The 18,169-nt window shown below is 39.9% G+C and carries 20 protein-coding genes; 9 read left to right on the top strand and 11 right to left on the bottom strand.

The features are described from left to right. Positions 1-170: 170 nt before the first annotated feature. Positions 171-374, bottom strand: a complete 204-nt coding sequence (locus UB51_RS29195; RefSeq protein WP_082063347.1) for a hypothetical protein — start codon at positions 372-374, stop codon at positions 171-173. Between the two features lie 184 nt (positions 375-558). Between UB51_RS29195 and UB51_RS28385 the strand changes: the two genes are divergently transcribed. From UB51_RS28385 to UB51_RS23820, 7 genes are all read left to right on the top strand, one after another. Continuing rightward, a complete protein-coding gene (locus UB51_RS28385) occupies positions 559-726 on the top strand; it encodes a hypothetical protein (RefSeq protein WP_160297297.1) in 168 nt (55 codons plus the stop codon). Between the two features lie 179 nt (positions 727-905). Then, on the top strand, positions 906-1,907 hold the full coding sequence (locus tag UB51_RS23795; protein ID WP_052676057.1) for an ABC transporter substrate-binding protein: 1,002 nt from the start codon (positions 906-908) through the stop codon (positions 1,905-1,907). A gap of 120 nt (positions 1,908-2,027) precedes the next feature. Then, complete coding sequence (locus UB51_RS23800; protein ID WP_052676058.1) at positions 2,028-3,629, top strand: helix-turn-helix domain-containing protein; 1,602 nt, start codon at positions 2,028-2,030, stop codon at positions 3,627-3,629. 130 nt (positions 3,630-3,759) lie between these two features. Then, the gene (locus UB51_RS23805; protein WP_044879436.1) at positions 3,760-4,104 is read left to right on the top strand and encodes a hypothetical protein; all 345 of its coding nucleotides are present in this window, start codon (positions 3,760-3,762) and stop codon (positions 4,102-4,104) included. A gap of 183 nt (positions 4,105-4,287) precedes the next feature. Then, positions 4,288-4,782, top strand: coding sequence for a cation:proton antiporter regulatory subunit (locus UB51_RS23810; RefSeq protein WP_044879437.1), 495 nt, complete (start codon positions 4,288-4,290; stop codon positions 4,780-4,782). A 4-nt stretch (positions 4,783-4,786) separates the two neighbouring features. Then, positions 4,787-6,034 (top strand): cation:proton antiporter, encoded by a 1,248-nt coding sequence (locus UB51_RS23815; protein ID WP_044879438.1) that lies wholly within the window; start codon positions 4,787-4,789, stop codon positions 6,032-6,034. A gap of 87 nt (positions 6,035-6,121) precedes the next feature. Next, entirely contained in the window at positions 6,122-7,039 is a 918-nt protein-coding gene (locus UB51_RS23820; RefSeq protein WP_052676059.1) for a YitT family protein, read from the top strand. Positions 7,040-7,200: 161 nt separating this feature from the next. On the opposite strand, the gene UB51_RS23825 is transcribed toward UB51_RS23820, so the two are convergent. From UB51_RS23825 to UB51_RS23850, 6 genes are all read right to left on the bottom strand, one after another. After that, positions 7,201-8,271, bottom strand: coding sequence for an undecaprenyldiphospho-muramoylpentapeptide beta-N-acetylglucosaminyltransferase (locus UB51_RS23825; protein WP_044879439.1), 1,071 nt, complete (start codon positions 8,269-8,271; stop codon positions 7,201-7,203). 61 nt (positions 8,272-8,332) lie between these two features. Continuing rightward, positions 8,333-8,818, bottom strand: a complete 486-nt coding sequence (gene infC, locus UB51_RS23830) for a translation initiation factor IF-3 (RefSeq protein ID WP_044879440.1) — start codon at positions 8,816-8,818, stop codon at positions 8,333-8,335. Positions 8,819-9,036: 218 nt separating this feature from the next. After that, positions 9,037-9,687 (bottom strand): amino acid ABC transporter permease, encoded by a 651-nt coding sequence (locus UB51_RS23835; protein WP_044879441.1) that lies wholly within the window; start codon positions 9,685-9,687, stop codon positions 9,037-9,039. Between the two features lie 33 nt (positions 9,688-9,720). After that, complete coding sequence (locus tag UB51_RS23840) at positions 9,721-10,386, bottom strand: amino acid ABC transporter permease (RefSeq protein ID WP_044879442.1); 666 nt, start codon at positions 10,384-10,386, stop codon at positions 9,721-9,723. Positions 10,387-10,470: 84 nt separating this feature from the next. Further along, positions 10,471-11,235 carry a transporter substrate-binding domain-containing protein gene (locus UB51_RS23845; protein ID WP_445322388.1) on the bottom strand — a complete coding sequence of 255 codons (765 nt, stop codon included), beginning with the start codon at positions 11,233-11,235 and terminating at the stop codon, positions 10,471-10,473. Positions 11,236-11,301: 66 nt separating this feature from the next. Beyond that, on the bottom strand, positions 11,302-12,030 hold the full coding sequence (locus UB51_RS23850; RefSeq protein WP_044879444.1) for an amino acid ABC transporter ATP-binding protein: 729 nt from the start codon (positions 12,028-12,030) through the stop codon (positions 11,302-11,304). Between the two features lie 368 nt (positions 12,031-12,398). On the opposite strand from UB51_RS23850, the gene UB51_RS23855 reads away from it, so the two are divergent. Beyond that, a complete protein-coding gene (locus tag UB51_RS23855; RefSeq protein ID WP_036651712.1) occupies positions 12,399-12,599 on the top strand; it encodes a cold-shock protein in 201 nt (66 codons plus the stop codon). A gap of 155 nt (positions 12,600-12,754) precedes the next feature. Continuing rightward, positions 12,755-12,985, top strand: coding sequence for a cold-shock protein (locus UB51_RS23860; RefSeq protein ID WP_044879445.1), 231 nt, complete (start codon positions 12,755-12,757; stop codon positions 12,983-12,985). Positions 12,986-13,295: 310 nt separating this feature from the next. On the opposite strand, the gene UB51_RS23865 is transcribed toward UB51_RS23860, so the two are convergent. From UB51_RS23865 to UB51_RS23880, 4 genes are all read right to left on the bottom strand, one after another. Further along, positions 13,296-14,282 (bottom strand): ankyrin repeat domain-containing protein, encoded by a 987-nt coding sequence (locus UB51_RS23865; protein ID WP_044879446.1) that lies wholly within the window; start codon positions 14,280-14,282, stop codon positions 13,296-13,298. Between the two features lie 99 nt (positions 14,283-14,381). After that, on the bottom strand, positions 14,382-15,539 hold the full coding sequence (locus UB51_RS23870) for a 3-phenylpropionate MFS transporter (RefSeq protein ID WP_044879447.1): 1,158 nt from the start codon (positions 15,537-15,539) through the stop codon (positions 14,382-14,384). Continuing rightward, a complete protein-coding gene (locus UB51_RS23875; RefSeq protein WP_044879448.1) occupies positions 15,536-16,186 on the bottom strand; it encodes a dienelactone hydrolase family protein in 651 nt (216 codons plus the stop codon). Before UB51_RS23875 ends, UB51_RS23870 begins: the two co-directional genes overlap by 4 nt. A 77-nt stretch (positions 16,187-16,263) precedes the next feature. Further along, positions 16,264-17,523, bottom strand: a complete 1,260-nt coding sequence (locus UB51_RS23880; RefSeq protein WP_234405493.1) for a cytochrome P450 — start codon at positions 17,521-17,523, stop codon at positions 16,264-16,266. Positions 17,524-18,169 lie beyond the last annotated feature (646 nt).

Below are 18,169 nucleotides of genomic sequence, written 5' to 3' on the forward strand. Positions count from 1 at the left end.
AACCCATTATCCAAGAGAACTTTGACTCGTAAGGTGGATACTTTGAGAAAAGTGACTATTTTACGGGTCATTTATGTTCTAATCAGACTATTAGGCATGAGCGTAGACAGAAAAATGGAGTCTTCAAATCTTTGTGTTAGTTCTTCCTTTGTATTTTCTCTTAGGACCCTTTAGTCTTTCCTACTTAAGTTGATGATAATCAAAGTTGCAACTGGACCCAATATCATTGAAATAAAAAACCAATTAAGCCCACTTCTATTTTTTGTTTGTGCTAATCCTGCATTAATTAATGATAGGGTAAACCATACATAGAAATAAAATTGATTATTTTGTAACAAAGTATCACTTCCTTTCCATCTAGTAAATATTTGCATAAATGTATAATTAATATTATAGGTGTCTGGATCAGCAATAAAAAAACTATAGACACATAGATCCCTTCTATACAAACTGATTGATTCCTTTAAATTTTCCGGAATTTTAATGGCTATAAATTATAATCAGTGATTGCATAAAATATAAATCAATGCTGATCGTAGCGGAGAGGATGGAATTGTTGTGGAGAAGCGTAGCGTTCGTCTACAAGCTTTCCTTTGGAAGGCTGCTTCGAAAGCATTGGGAGCTGTCGTAAGTGTACGTTCTACAGCGAAGCAAAGCTTATACGAGCGAGACAATATGGTGTCTATCAGGCATTTAAATGGGCATAACTTTTCAGTGAATGTGTGACGGCGTGCAGGTTGGTGAAATTGGAATACAGATCAGTTGAACTTATGGCTAAGAGGGAGTTTGTATAAGAAATAAGAGGAGAAAGTGCATTGAAATAAGGACATTCTATAGGATACTATTGTCACTATACCGATTGAGAATGATAATCAATAACAATGGACATAGGAGTGAATAAAAGAATGTTTAAATGGGGTCAAAAGACGGCTTGGACAGCTTTGTTAGTGATTGTAATGGTGGGATTGACTGCTTGTGGAGCGAAGGATAGTAATCCTTCTGAGGATATAACCCCTACAACAGAGAACCAGCAGCCAAATACAACAGCGCCAGAAGACAAAGTTAAAGAGAGTGCAACACGCACCGTGACTGATGAATTTGGAGAGGTTACAATCCCAACACATCCTAAGCGAGTAGTAGGTATTTATGTAGAGGATTATTTAAAAGCTCTGGGAGTTACCCCTGTAGTTCAGTGGTATCATCCGAGATGGGGTAAGCAGGAATATCTGAATCTTGATGTTCCCAAGTTTGATATCAGTGGCAGTATTGAAGCATTGCTTGAGCAAAATCCCGATCTGATCATTGGGGATGGCGGTACAGACGCAGAGAAGTATGAGCAGTATTCAAAAGTTGCGCCAACCTATCGTTTGAAGGAGAATATCCTAGAAGATCCTAAAGAGATGCTTAAAGCAATCTCAAGTGTACTGGGCATCCCAGAAAAAGCGGACAGCGTACTTTCTGAATATGATCAAAAGGTAGCGGAGGGCAAAGCGAAATTAGAGCAGGCTGTCGGAAAAGAAAAGGTAGCCGTCATTCGGTTGAATGTTGCAGATAAGGCTCTTGCCCTGTTTGGAATTAAGAACAGATTGACCGGGGTAATTTATAAGGAATTTGGACTCGAGCCTGTCGACATGGCGGCCAATATGACCGATTTCCAGGCGGTTATTTCGAAGGAACTCATTCCCGAGCTGGATGCGGATCATCTCATCGTTTTCCCGGATAACGGAACATGGAATGACCCGGAAAATCAGGAGGCCTACAAGGCTTTAGAAGGTCCCCTGTGGAAAAACATCCCGGCGATCAAGAACGGAAACATCTATAAGATGGAGCGATCTCACTGGCAATCGGGAGCGATCATGGCAAATTCCATGAAGCTGGATGATCTGTTGAAATTTATGGTGAAATAAGTAATCGCCATTTTAAAATCATTAGTTTTAATAGAGAAAGCTCTTCAACTCTGGTTGAAAGGCTTTCTTTTTTGTTTTACACTAGTAAGTGAAAATGATTCTCACTGGAGATGGTGAAAAATGACGGAGATTATTGGACCTAACAAACAAGAGGCGATTTTTTATTCTCTCATACATATAGAGATGGTGAACCTATCTGAACATAGCAAGAGCAATAGAACGGTTTTTCAGGAGCATACCTTAATTATTGTGACTGAGGGACAGGGACGGGTGGTACTGGAAGGTGACGATTTTCCTTTGGAAAAAGGAGTGGGCTTTATTCTTGAGCCGGGTATGATGAACGGGATTGAGAGCAGCATTGAGTGCGGAATGAGCTATTATCAGATCACGTTCGAAATGATTAGCAGAGACGGGGAACGGTTCAGCACGTTGACGGATTTAAAGAGGGGGTTGCTCCGTTCCGGACCGGTGAGCTTTCAGCCTTTTTCCCAATGCATTCTGCTGCTGGATTCCTTGTATCAGAACCGGAACTATAATGAAGGACTCGAAGCGTTCGCTAATCATACGCGGTTTCAGGAGTTGTTGCTGCTGATTCTTCGGTCCAATCCTGCGGTCAACCTGGACAAGGATTGCAAGGCTGCTGTGCAGCGCTCAATTGATTATGTGAAAGAGCATTATCAGGATACGCTGACGGTGAATCAATTGTCGGAAATAGCGGATATCAGCCGCTCGCGCTACTCACAACTATTTAAAGAAATTACCGGACAGATCCCTCTGGAATATCTGAACGGCATCCGTATCGATCGGGCGCAGCAGTTATTGCTCCTAACAGATGATCGTTTATACGACATTGCACAAGCGATTGGCTACAGTAATGAGTATTATTTTAATCGCCGCTTCAAAGGAACCGTCGGTATTACACCTGGGCAATACCGACGTACACATCAGGAGAATATACGAGTATTTGCGCCCTTTCTGGAGGATTACCTTCTGGCACTGGGGATAACACCTGTGGTGCAGTATTCCAATCCGTTATGGGGGAAGCAGGATTACCTCGGTCTTGATCAGGTTCCCGAATTCGATATCTCGTCAAGAAACTGGAAGGACTTGTTGGGTCACAAGCCAGAGCTAATCATGCTCGATGATGGCTTCCAACGTTGGAATCTCGAAGAATGTCGCCAGATCGCTCCGTTATTTAAACTTCCTTCCAGAGGAGAAGATTGGCGCTCTACTCTCAGGTCAGTCGCTGCAATTTTTGGGAGATTGGACAGTGTAGGGGAGATTATCGCCAGTTACGAGCATCAAGCTGAGGAAGCCAAAAGAACGCTTAGCCGTACTGTTCATCGGCAGACGGTAGCCTTCCTACGGATTTCAGCATACGGAATTAGACTTTATGGTGGGGAGGAACTGGGCTACACTGGAGGAGTTCTGTATAGAGATTTGGGCTTAAAGCCAGATTCCCTCGTGCAGCAATTGACCCATGGGAAAAGGTACGTGAATCTCACCAGTGAATTTCTACCCCACCTGAATGCTGATCATCTGTTTGTTACCTTTGATAAATGGGAGGGAGAGGGTAGAGAAGTACTGGACACTCTACTATGGAAAACCCTTCCTGCCGTTCAGAATCGATGTGTCTATGAAGTCGACTTCTTGGCCTGGATGAACTACGGTGTATTGTCCCACAGTCGGAAAATCGAAGATGTTCTCAGAGTTTTGGCTTGAGCAGCACAATTTTACGCAAACATTCTAATGCATGCTCTCTTTTTCACGATTGAAGGGTGTTATGGTTTGAGGTAGCTTTTGTTATGTGTTATCATTTTAGTAACAGTATGTAGAAAAGGGGGAGAGAGCTATGAAACCAATCCATTCGTTACTTAGACTATTTATGTTTATTAGCATGGTTTTAGTGATGGCTTTTTCTGTTCCTGTATCTTCTCATGCTGAATATACGAGTGAGACTACTCCTGAGGAAATCAGTAGTGGATCGACTATGCCTGCGGCCGCTGTTCGTAAGCCATCACCGGTTCTCCTTAAGCTGAAGATGTTGACTAGATTATTACCTATTTTGTTTATGGTTTATTTTGTGGCATTGCTATGTCTTCCGAACCGCCATACACCACTTAAATCCAGTATACGGGTATTATTACGTAGATTATTTTTGAACCCCATTCAATTCACCTCCACTTTTGTGAGTTAAGAAAGTCCCTCTTATTTATTAATCCATTTAATCTAGAACATCCGTTTAATATTGTATGAGATAGTTAAGTATAGTTCTATGCCCTAATTCCGTTGAAAATAGAGAATCAACACCGTTCATTTTCGGACGATGTATTTGAGTCTATTTAAATATACAAACAGAATAATTGGAGGTATTTCAATAATGAATGTAAGAGAAACAGATCTACCTGGAATTGGTAAGAAATTTCATGTTACGACCCGTGGTGGAGATAAGTTAGTCATTATTATCCATGATGATGGAAGACGTGAAATGTACCATTTCGAATATGACGACCCTGATGAAAGTATCTCCGTGATTACGATGGATGATGATGAAGCTCGTATCATTGCAGCCATTGTAGGTGGAATGACTTATGTTCCAAAAGCGCTTGAGAAAGTGGATATGGCCTTTGATGAATTGATTATTGAATGGTACAAACTGGACAATAGTTACCGGGCCATCGGTAAATCGATTGGTGATCTGGATGTAAGACAGAATTCAGGGGCTATGATTATCGCAGTTATTGAGAAGAATCATAAGAAGCACGTTAATCCAGGTCCAGACTTCATTATTCCTGCGGAGTCCACACTGGTTGTTGTTGGTGAACGCGAACAGCAGAAATCATTCAAACAAATTTTACTGAACGGAAGTGGTTAAATAGATGGATCATATTGTTTTTGAAGTGGGCTTGGCTATCGCCTTAATAGCGGCGGCCGGTCTTTTGGCTAATAAGATACGATTTTCAGTGATACCTTTCTACATCCTCATCGGGATGGCTGTAGGACCACATGCGATGAGCTTTTGGCATTTCGATTTCCGGTTCATTGAAAGTGCTCCATTCATCGATTTTATGGGTCGGATAGGCGTCTTGTTTCTATTGTTCTATTTAGGGATTGAATTCTCGATTGGTCGTCTGATTAAGTCAGGTAAATCTATCGTTACGGGTGGATCTATATATATCGGTATTAACTTTGGTTTAGGTCTTATACTAGGGTGGCTCGCTGGATTTCCCATCTCAGAGATTTTAGTCATTGCAGGAATAACGACCATTTCCTCTAGTGCAATCGTGGCTAAAGTCCTCGTAGATTTGAAACGTACCGCCAATACAGAGACAGAGATGGTGCTTGGAATTACCATGTTTGAAGATGTATTCCTTGCCGTATACTTATCCATCCTCTCTGGTATTGTACTAAGTGACTCCTCAAGTGTATGGGGTGTATTACTCACCGCTTCAATCGCGTTAGGTTTCATGCTTGCTATGATTATCATTGGACGCAAAGCAGTTCCTCTATTAAATAAGCTGCTCAACATTCGATCGAATGAGTTATTTATTCTAGTTGTTTTTGGTGCATTGTTTCTAGTTGCAGGCTTTTCTGAGACCATTCACGTAGCTGAAGCGATCGGGGCCTTGCTCTTTGGACTTGTGTTAGCAGATACGGAGCATGCAAAGCGTATTGAACATCTAATCATGCCTTTTAGAGATTTCTTCGGAGCCATCTTTTTCTTCAGTTTCGGTCTTTCGATAGATCCGATGGCTATGTTCGGGGCGGTTTGGTTATCTCTTGCGGCAGTTGCTCTGACCATTATTGGTAACTTAACATCGGCTATTTTAGCTGGGAGAAGTGCAGGGTTAAGTACTAAAGCATCCTTTAACATCGGATTTACCATCATGGGCCGTGGAGAATTCTCCATCATTATGGCTAACTTAGGTAAAGCAGGCGGGCTTATGCCTGTATTACAAAGCTTCACTGCATTGTATGTGCTAATCATGGCCATTCTGGGTCCACTCCTCTCTAAAGAATCCAAACATATCTATAACTTTATGGATAAAATATTTAAATTCAAAGATTCTAAAAGAGGGAAAGAGGGTAAAGGCAAGCCACCTCTTCCGGAGAAAAGCGGAACGTAGTCTTAATTCACAGGTCGAAGTGCTGATCTAGAGTCTAGAGCTATCCGTTTGGGCTATAAGCCTATAACGGAAGAGGAGGATTCGCTAGTGAGAATACTACCTGCGTCATTAGAATCTGCTCATCGTCCTTATAAAGAGGACTCTTTCAAGAAATGGTGTATCAAACTATTGTTCGTTATTGTGGGAAGTATCTTAGCCTCCGTAGGGCTTGAGCTGTTTTTGATTCCCAATCAGATCATTGTGGGTGGAATGACTGGGATATCAGCGTTATTTGCACATGTGACGGAGATGAGGTTAGGCTTATTTCTCTTTCTATTCAACGTTCCTTTTATGCTTATGGCCTATAGTCATATTCGGAGGGAATTTGTAATATTGGCGGTCCTTGGACTTGTGGTGTTCTCATTCACTGCCATCTTTCTTCACCCCATTCCTGCGCTTATTGAACATCCCATCTCTGCTGCTATTTGTGGGGGAGTATCATTGGGACTAGGTATCGGTATTGTTGTCAGGTTTGGTGGAATGCTGGACACACTTGAAATGGCAGATCGCTCTTTAGCGAGAGTACGAATCCCGCTGTCGCTAGATAATCTTATTATGGTGATCAATTGTGTGGTATTAACAGCTGCTGGTGTTATTTTCGGTTGGAATCAAGCTATGTACTCGATTATTGCTTATTTGCTCGCGTTTGAGATGGTGCATATCACACTTAGGGGATTCTCTTTGCACCGGATTACGTATGTGGTTAGCAATCAGCATGAAGAAATTGCAGAAGCATTAAGTATGCGGCTGCGTCTGGAGAGTATACAGGAAGAGGATATGACAGAGCGACATCACGAACAAGTGAAAATCGGTAATACAATTATTTATGATGTTTCTGGATTGCCCCGCTCTTTAGTCTACAAAGTTCATATTCTGGAGCAAGCTCAATTCAGAGCAATTGTAAAGGCAATTGATCCTGATGTTAGTATTTCGAACGTTACGGATAGAACGATAAATGTAGTCTAGAAATAGGGACGCGTGCATTTGGAAGTAAATATAGATGTAGCAAAAGGCCTACTTCATGGTTAAACCACGAAGTAGGCCTTTTATTATTCCCCTCATTGTTGGGAAATGCACATCCGATTCCGAATATGAGAAAGCTTGAGATGAATTTACGACTTTGTGGTCTATTTCTTAGCCGTGTTTTGAATCATCTCCATGACCTGATCTATCGTATTTGCACCATTATAATTAGCCATGTTCTGAGCGATGTCATCTCGTTTAGATGTTAGCAATTCTACGGCGAGGACGAAGGATTCATCATTTAATGCTTCCTCCTCTAGTACTTCTGCATAGCCCGCTTGTCTAAAAGAATGGGCATTCAATATTTGATCGCCCCGGCTTGCCGCTCGAGAAAGTGGAATTAACAGCATCGGTTTGCGGAGGGCTAGAAATTCAAAAATAGAATTGGAGCCAGCTCTAGTTACAACAATATGTGCAGCAGCTATGACATCGGTTAGTTCATCATGAAGGTATTCATATTGTTGGTATCCCTCCAGTTCAATAGAAGGATCGATTTGGTCTTTGCCACAAATATGAACGATTTGGAACTGGGTTAGTAAGTGATATAGGTTACCCCGTACAATTCCGTTAATTCGCTTAGAACCCAAGCTACCACCCATAATGAGCATGACAGGTTTAGAAGGGGTGAATGTCAGAAATGCGAGTCCTTTAGTGGCATTCCCACTTCGTAAGTCATCACGGATAATAGATCCAACATAGATAGCTTTATCGCTCTTTAGCTCATTTAACGTCTCTGGGAAGGTTGTACACACTTTAGTAGCTAGAGGAAGAGCGATTCGATTAGCAAGACCTGGTGTAATATCTGATTCGTGTATGACGATGGGGACATTATTTAATTTTGCGCCAATAACAACAGGAACGGAGACAAATCCACCTTTAGAGAACACGACATCTGGTTTTATTTTTCTAATGAGTGAGTAAGCTTCGAATACACCCTTAACGATTCGAAAAGGATCTTTGAAGTTCTCTATATTTAAATATCTACGTAGTTTGCCAGTTGAAATGCCATAATAATCGACATTGTCGAAGGGTTGAATCAGCTCTGCTTCAATTCCCTTTTTGGAACCCATATAGGCGATGCTCCAACCCAGTTCCATGAACTTAGGGATAAGCGCCATATTAACGGTGACATGACCGGCTGATCCGCCGCCTGTGAATAAAATTCTCTTGGACATATTATAAACCTCGCCTTTTCTTAGGTAGCGAACGAAAGTGTTGCGGCTACTCATTTCAAATCTAGTTGGGATTAACCTGAACCATAGCTTGTTTACCGCTAAGTTGTATACCTGATTGCTTAGTGCCTAGGGGTGCTAGTTCTTTGGTTAGGTTTTCAAGTAATTCTTTGGCTTTTATGCCTTCTTTTCCTTTGATTCGTACAACAAGCATAACAGCATTACCTGACTTTAGCATACGTTCAGCTTGATTCTTCTTCGTCTCGTAATCATGCTCCTCAATCTGTGGTGTCAGACGGATCTCTTTAACCTTAATACTTTGCCCTTGTTTACGGCTGGTTTGCTGAGATTGCTGTACTTCTTGTTTGGCTGCGCCTGCTCGAATTAGTTTACAGGGCGGCGGACTGCTTAAGAGAGAGGTACATACTAGATCTACCTTGTGTTTCTTGGCCAGAGCTAGAGCATCAGCAGTAGCCATGATACCTAGATCCTCACCATGAACTCCTGTTAATTGAACCTCGGAAGCTTTGATTTTATCATTCTTAATCATATGGAATACACCTGAACTTTCACTTGGGATAATGATCCCATGTTAGCGCGTGGCAGGGTAAATATCAACTTTTCTAGTATGTAGTAATTGTTAGAACTTAGATAAGAGCCTACTTAGGGTAGCTATCCCGGGGCGATAAAAGGTCGTAGGGATGTTCATCCTGCATAGGCTCTCTACCATTAAATTATCCGAATAGGACACACTGTTCTAAATGCTTCTTAATACGTTTTTGCCTCTAGGCGTCGAGCAATAATAGACAGTGTGTAGTTGACAATGAAATATAATAGGGCTGCTAGCAAAAGGGCTGGAATGACATAATTGAAGTTCTGTCCGCTTAAAATCTGTACATTATGCATAATCTCTGGCAGTGAAATGATAATAGCCAGAGAGGTGTCTTTAAGTAGTGAAATGAATTGACTGACCATGGGTGGAGACATTCGGCGAAGTGCCTGCGGTAGAATGATATTCCATAACGTCTGCATGTAACTGAGCCCAGAGGAACGAGCAGCTTCAATCTGCCCCTTGTCAATAGAATTCAATCCACTCCGTACAATTTCAGAGATCATGGCCCCTTCGAATAACGATAACGCTGCCACCGTTGACCAGAAGGGAGACATGCCTATGCCTAGTTGAGGCAGTACCAGATGAATAAAGAATATAATGAGTAGGAGTGGCAGATTACGAATGGTATCTGAGAGAATAGCAGTTAATCGAGCAACAATAGGCATTTGAGTGTATCTTAAAGTACCTAACATAACCCCAAGTAGGAAACTTAATATAATTGAAATTAGAGCGACCTCTAACGTAACTAGGAAGCCTTGCATAATATACTTTAGATTAGGATAAGAATAAGCTCCGATGAAATCCATGACAATACTAGCTCCTCTCCTCATCGTTATGAATTAGTTGTTGTCAGTTGTATTGAAGCGTCGTTCCATATAAAGAACAGCGAAGCTGAGAGGAATAGTTAAGACTAAGTAGAATAAGGCTACGAAAGTATATACCGTTAAGGGGAGGAAGGTACTCGAGTTAATGAGATCGGCATAATACATTAAGTCCATGCCCGCAACAACAGCAAGAATAGAAGAGTTTTTCACTAAGTTAATGAACTGGTTGCCGATGGCGGGTAGTACAATTTTAATGGCCTGAGGTAAGATGATATATAGCATGGCTTGGAGATAAGAAAGTCCGGTCGCCCTTGCAGCCTCCGACTGACCACAGGGTACAGATTGAATACCTGCACGGATAGCTTCAGCAATGAAAGAGGCAGTGTATACTGTCAGACCTAGCGTTCCAGACGTGAAGCCATCCAGTCGAATACCAAGAGAGGGCAGGCCTAGATAGAAAAAGAATACAACGATCAGAAGTGGAATATTACGAATAAACTCTACATAAATCGTCCCCATCCAATTTAGCGGTCGAAGAGGAGCAATTCGGCAGACAGCAACGACCGCTCCGAGAATAAAGCTTCCAATAAGAGCGATAATACTAATCTGTATCGTATTTAAGAAACCCTCCATAAAACGGTCCCAGTTGTCGAACAAGAGATTAACATTAAATGTCCCCATATTGGTTCTTCGACCCTCCGTTCTGTCAGTAGACAAAAAGAGGAGAGGCTTATATCGCGTCTCTCCTTTGATCCAGATATTTTATTATTCGGGTTTGACGCCCATCCATTGTTCGTATAATTTATCGTATTCGCCAGTATCCTTCAGTTCTTTTAATAAATCATTGACTGTTGTTACGAATTCATTATCCCCTTTGCGGATAGCTATTCCATAAGGCTCGTCTGTGAACGTCCCGCCCACCAATACATAATTAGGGTCTTGCTGTTGCATACCTAGTAGAATAGCGTTATCTGTGGTGAGAGCATCGCCCTTGCCGGCCTTGAGGGCTGTGAAGGCATCTTGGTAGTTCTCAAGCTCAAGTACTTCAGCATCAGGAGCCTTCTCACGAATATTGTTCGCAGATGTAGAACCTTTAACAGCCAAGACCGTAGTTCCATTGGCTAGATCGGCGATGCTTTGGATGTCGCTCCCACTTTTCACTAGAAGAGACTGGCCTGCTTTGAAATAAACATTACTGAAATCAACTTGTTCTTTACGTTCTTCTGTAATAGTCATCGTAGCGATAATGAGGTCTATGTCGCCATTCTGGAGAAGGGGGATACGAGTCTTAGAAGTAACTTCTTTAAGTTCTATTTTTGTTTCATCACCCAGAATTTTTTTAGCGAGTGCTTTAGCGATATCAATATCAAAGCCTTCCACATTTCCGGTTGCCGGATCTTTAAGTCCGAATAACTTGGTATCATATTTAACACCTACAACAATTTTCCCTCGTTCTTTAATCGCTCCGAGAGTGGTATCCTCCTTGGAACTACAACCTGTAAATATGAGGGCGGCAGCCATCAGTACCATCAGAGACAAATGCCAATGTAAGTTACTCTTCATTCTTCAGTTCCCCTTTCGATTCCAAACGATCATTTAATGATTAATCAAGCGACTAAGAAATGTGCGAGCGCGTTCTTCGTGCGGAGTGGTGAAGAAATCAGTGGATGTGGCTATCTCCAAAATATGGCCTTCATCCATAAATACGACTCGGTCAGCGACTTCGCGGGCGAAGCCCATCTCGTGTGTAACGATGACCATGGTCATGCCGTTATGGGCTAGTGAGCGTATAACGTCTAGTACTTCGCCAATCATTTCGGGATCAAGAGCGGATGTGGGTTCGTCAAATAGCATTATTTTTGGTTTCATTGCTAATCCGCGAGCAATCGCAACACGTTGCTGTTGTCCGCCGGATAGCTGGGAGGGGAAGCTCTGCGCTTTGTCTTCGATACCGACTCGTGTGAGATAGGACATGGCTGTCTGTCTCGATTCTTCTTTAGAGAGTCGCTGAACTTTGATGGGAGCTAGAATAATGTTATCGATGACTCTTTTATGTGGATAAAGATTAAAGTGCTGAAACACCATGCCGATGTCGCGGCGAAATTGATTAATATCAATCTTTTTTTTGTGTAGAGGGACTCCATTTACGATTAATTGGCCTGAGGAAATGCTCTCGAGCTTATTGATGCAGCGTATCAATGTACTTTTACCTGAACCCGATGGACCGATGATAACTACAACTTCCCCTTCTTCAATCTGAAGGTTGATGTTCTTCAATACATGGAATGAGCCGAAGTACTTGTTAACGTTGTGAAATTCAATCAGTTAGAAACACCCCCTTATGGTAAGTATCCAAAGTTCGTTTTGGCATCATATTAAAGTGTAGTCTTCGTGAAAATATTATATGCGGATTGTTATAAAACATATTATTTTGGTTATGATGTAATATATAAAGCCGAAGTTGCGTCTAAGTATGCGGTAGATTGAAATGAGTTCTTGAAATTAATGACAGAGCAGCTTGCGTTTGGTTTCGGCATATGATACACTGTGTTTAGTTAAGAAACGTTGATCCTTTTCACATATTGAAAAGCAGATTCAGAATCAAGAGAATACACTTTTCAATGTGTGAAACTTTTTTATATGTAAGTGTAAAAAATGATCAGCATTAAATCAAATTTTTGGAGGAATTACAAATGCAAACAGGTACAGTAAAATGGTTTAACGCAGACAAAGGTTTCGGTTTCATCGAAGTTGAAGGTGGAAGCGACGTATTCGTTCACTTCTCCGCTATCACTGGCGACGGATTCAAAACTTTGGACGAAGGCCAACGCGTTCAGTTCAACGTAGTTGAAGGAAACCGTGGACCACAAGCAGAAAACGTTGTAAAACTGTAATTAAAACAAGACTGCCCTTAACGTCTGTTAAGGGCAGTTTTTTTTCTATAATTACGAGCGTAAAGGTATTATTTTGTCTTACGGATGATTCTATTTTTATGCAAGGTGTCCGTCTATACTTGTTTCGTTCTTAAAGTCTATTGAGGGGGTTGAGTATGAACTATCGCAAAAAATCGTTAGAGGAAATTCCGGAGGAAAGTACTTCGATTTGGTCCTGTACGAAAGAAGACTGTAAGGGCTGGATGCGTGATAACTTTGCATTTGAGCATGAACCGACTTGTCGGTTGTGTGATTCTCCTATGGTTCGTGATTCGAAGATGCTTCCTATACTTAACAATTCGAATGGTGACTTGAAGGCAATCAAGAAGGGCGTTCAAATTGATTAAGTAGTACATCTAAGGAGAACTTCCATTTGTGGATGTAACGCTTCTGATATGAACAAAAAACAGACCGTAATCCTTTTGGATTACGGTCTGTTTTTTGTGTGTTGCCCAGCATGGTCGATATCTAAAGGATTTAGTTGACACAAAGATGGTGACTTCAAGACGATCTTTGCAACAACGTAAAGTAAGACTAGAGATACTATCGGGAAAAGGTTCAATTCCAATAGATGGAGATTAAGGAGCTCTGCAAGTAATCTAATACGATACTGGGAATATTGTGCACTGAGACACCATGCTGTCTATTGTACTCATATTATGACTTTGAAATTAAGGATATAAAACCAGAAGGAATACTTTCGTTATTCTCATGCCTTTTTAACGTGTCGCTATAATTTTGTAAAAATAAGAACGTCATAAAATCTGCATAACGAGGTACCATTTGAAGGGGAGTTTTTCCTTCAGAATTAGTAAGGTTTGGATCACACCCGTAATTAAGAAGTAATTCAACCATTTGAAAATCAGATTTAGACGCAGCTAGAGAAAGCATTGTGTTACCATCAACAAAACGATCTGGGTTTGCTTCACGTTGCAACAATTCTTTTACAACATCATAATAACTATTTTTAACTGCATAATAAAGAGGCGTGTAGCCTTCATCGTCTAGCGGATCAGAAAAAGAGCCTTTTTCCAATAAAATCAATGCAGCTTTTGGATATCTCTGCCTTAAAGATTCATGAAGTAATGTGCGTCCGTTAACCGTAAGTTGATCCACATCATAATGACCGGTATCGAGTAAAAGTGTTAGGATTTCTGAAGATCGTAAAATGTAATAGCGAGATAATAAAAAGGTCTGATCTTCTTCATATATTGAAAGATCTAAGTTAACATTGAGTAAAAGTTGAACCATCTCTATATTTTTAGATTTGCATGCATCCATTAACAAATCATATTCTTGATTCTTAGCGTTATTTTGCTGCGGAAGTCCAAATCGAAGAAGAAGTGTAAGAAGGGAATAGTTTTTTTTTGTTATAATTTCGAGTATAAGCTCTCTGGGAAGAAGTTTAGTATCAGCTCCATGTGAAAGTAACAATGGGACAAGTTCCATTTGATTCTTTACAATTGCAAGATGAAGTGCTGATCTGTATGTATCTGAAGTGCATAAAATATCACTGTTTTCCTGAAAAATAGTGTTGACGTTGATACCTTCATTTAGCAAGTGAATTACTTCTTCGTTTGATCCTTCAGAGACTGCAATTAAAAATTGAATGTTAAGTTCGTTTGATTCGGTATTTAATGACATACTATAATCTCCATTCTATTATTTATTGGTAGAGAACAAACAATAATTTGGCTAAGCTTGGTTTTTTATCAATTTTACAGGAGTGGTAGAGAAATAAAGTTATATCTTGAGCTCAATTGGCTTTGAAATGATTTGCCTTCGTAATACATAGCAGAGAAATATAGTTGGTATAGCGACTAAGGACATCCATAAAAACGGTAAACTAGGAGATATTTGATATAAATATCCAGATAATACTGTTAAAAGTCCAGTGCCAAGACTCATCGCTAATGATGCGTAAATGCCTTGTGCAGATGGTATCAACTCAGGCGGAACCTTTTCATTTACAAATCGAAAAAAGGCGTAATGGGTCAATCCGAATGTTAGGGAGTGAAGAATTTGTGAAAATACAAATACAAGTATGTTGCTCTCGAAGTAAATTAACAACCACCTAGTCGCCGACCCCAGAGCTGCTATGAAAAACAAAGATGGAATTGAGAAGTTTTGGAACACTCGGTTAGAGATATAAAAAAAGAATATTTCACAGAAGACTGCCAGCGATAGAATAATGCCAATTATGCTGTTTGCTGCTCCTAGATGCTGTAAATAGAGTACACCGTAGTTATAGTATGCTGCATGCGAACCCTGAAGTAGAGTGCAGATTGTGATACAAATCAAAAAGTCTTTTGACTTGAAAAGGTAAAATAAAGAAATTCGATTAGACTCAATTTTGATGTTTATTGGGTGTGGAACTCTAAAAGAAGCAGATAGTGACAATAAAAAACTACCAGCGATCATAATGTAAATAATTACTTGTTCACCATTGTTGGTGATAAACCATCCGACTAAAGTGAGTGCAAAGACGTATCCAAAGGACCCTAAGGATCTACTTTTTCCATAATTAATTGTTTGAGCTTTGACTAGCAAGGAAGCGATCGTTTCGTTCATGGGCAATAGCATTGGATAGACTAAGCTGAATAAAACGGTTACTAAGACCAATATGTCAACACGGTGTAGCGGTATAAAGAGTAATAAAATTGTAGTAGTCAACCAGGAAACTAAAATCGATAACCTAGAAAGCCGAACAAATTTGCATAGCATTGGGAATAAATACAACGTAGAAACAGATCGTGTCACATATCCAATTGCAATTATTAGACCTACCGTCTGAACCGGAATTTCTTTTGAGGTTAACCATACTGTCCAATAAGGAAGAAATATACCCCAAGTAAAAAAAAACGAAAAAAATCGAAGTGACATCCATCGTTGATAAATCATAAATAAGCCGCCCTAACTTTTGCAACGATTTCGTGATCCAGACCCCCACGGATTATTTGAAACCATTCCACCATTTTTTGAAAAGCGATTAAAGCCGACTCTTTGCGGTATTGAGTAGAGTACGGGTCACACCAACCATGTCGTCCAGCAAGCTGAAATATGGTAATTTTTCTATTTGTTTCTAACTCAGCTATAAGTTCTTTCGCTTGAAAGGCCGTTTCTCTTTCAGAATAAAAAAGTAACACTGGACATTTAGGCTGAATATCTAGATGGTCCCTTATTCGGGAACCGTAATAACCAATTACTCCATCGCACAAATATTCATCTTCACAACATAACCAAGCACAAGTTGCCCCGACGCTATAACCAATTATCAACACAAACTCATAGTTTGGGCGGATTTGCTGTAACAAATGTTTGATTTGAATTGTAGCGTCTTTAAATCCAACATATTCAGTGAAATTACGATAAGCTTCTTGCTCTTGGTCATATCCATACGATGTATCGACACCTAGCAAGTTTGGGCAATATACATCGAACTGCAATTCAGAAAACTGTAAGCAGATATTTTGTATATGTTTATTGACACCATATATTTCATGAACAACTATAACAGCATTGCGTGAGTCGTTGTTAAACATCAGCATAAATTACATTTTCCTCCTTTAGTGAAAATTAGGTAAACCAAGAGGTTAAAAACTTCTTGATTTACCTAGTAAGTATTTTAGAATTTTACTGGCATCGTAGTAATTCCGTGAAATGTTGGATTCATCGTCCACGACGGCTTGTTCAAATCGTAAAGTGGAGAGATGTTCGGGAATTTCTCGATCACTTCTAGCATGATTTCCGTGATTTCTGCACGTGCAAACGATGCTGCTATGCAAGCGTGATAACCTCCACCAAATCCTAGATGCTTGCTATTTCGTTCGAGAATAAATGCTTCTGGATTTTCAAACTTTCTTTCGTCACGACCTGCTGAGCCAAGGAAGAAGAAAACAGAATCTCCTTCTTTTATCAACTGACCGTGAATTTCTATGTCATGTGCAGCATGACGTGTGATGTATTGGATAGGACCTTCCAAGCGCATACACTCATCTTGTACTTTTGGTAACATAGACATGTCATTTTTTAACTCGTTAAACACTTTCGGGTTTTTGAATAATAAGTGTAAAGTGTTACTCAACATGAATTGAGGGATTTTATGTCCGCCAAATATTAAATGAATAGTTTGTGCAATGATCTCATCATCACGCAACCCATCATTTTCTCCAGGATTATCGGAAATTAACCGGCTCAACAGGTCATTTTTTTTCTCTCTTCTACGGTCTGCAATTGCTTCAGAGAGAAAGGCATACATTTCTTTTAAACTCTTTTTAATTTGTTCACTTATTTCTTTATCTGGCACGAGTGCTACCACGAAATTCTGCATGAACATAGCAATATCATCCGACCATTTAATAAATCTCTCAATTTCTTGAACGGGTATCCCTAACATTTTACAAAGTACCATTGCAGGAATTGGATGAGCAATATCAACAACGAAATCAAAGCCATCAGGTTTGGTTTCAACAACTTTTTGGATAATTTGAGAGACAATATTTTTTATTTCTGGTTTGATTGCCTCGACCTCATTGGTCCAAAATGCACGATTCATATGGCTACGTAGCCTTGTATGGTCTGGACGATCGTTATAGATCATCCATGTGGAAATTATATCTACGATATCCTTAAAATGACGGTCTTCCCCTTCGGGCAGGCTATTCATTTTGTGAGTAATTAATGGACTTGTTATAAACGTCTCACCAATCAGATATTTCATAATGTCATCATAGCGGGTGATGAACCAGGATTTCATTTCTTCATGCCAAAAAATAGGTTTTTTTTCACGTAATTCCGTGTAGTGGTCATAACAGTTGTACAGATACTCCTCGTTGTTGACACTAAATTGTTTAACATTTTGATCTTCTTCGATTACATTCTTCATTTCTATTCCCCCATGTTTGTTATTTATAGAAGACCAATTGGTCCTTCTGTTGTAAGGATATTGCAACTACTTCCCTATCTGATAAATGGAAAATCGTATCACATATCATTCTTGTTTTATGAGTATCACTCTGGGTCTCTTGTAACCATTGTTCAGAATCAATGAGAAGGTTTCTGAATGCCAATTTGGGTAATTTTCCTTCAAACAGACAATCGAAAATTCGTTTAATATGATCGTGGGTCCTATTCTCATACTCAAGATCTAAGAACAAAATACGTTTTGTGCTATCTGCATGAGTATTGACAGTTTCACCTGTTGAAGTTGAGTGATCTCAATTTTGCTAAGACAAGGTTGTAAATGATTTATTCTGAAATTTTCGAGTTAACGAAGTGCTTGTGTTATCAATATCTTGAGATACAATAGCGATATATTCCACAATAGCTGATCGAACCTCTGTTGAACGAACCATGTTAGAGAATTTGTTTCGACGAAAAAACTTGACTAGACCTTTTAGATCATAGATAGCATTCTATGTCGTCTGCAATCTCAACTATTCTTATAAAGCATTTTTAAGACAACGATATAATATCACACAAAAAAGGAATAATATGTCGAAAAATAAAATAAACAAAAAAATTTTTTGGAA

This window comes from Paenibacillus sp. IHBB 10380 (assembly GCF_000949425.1).
Lineage (GTDB): Bacteria > Bacillota > Bacilli > Paenibacillales > Paenibacillaceae > Paenibacillus_AQ.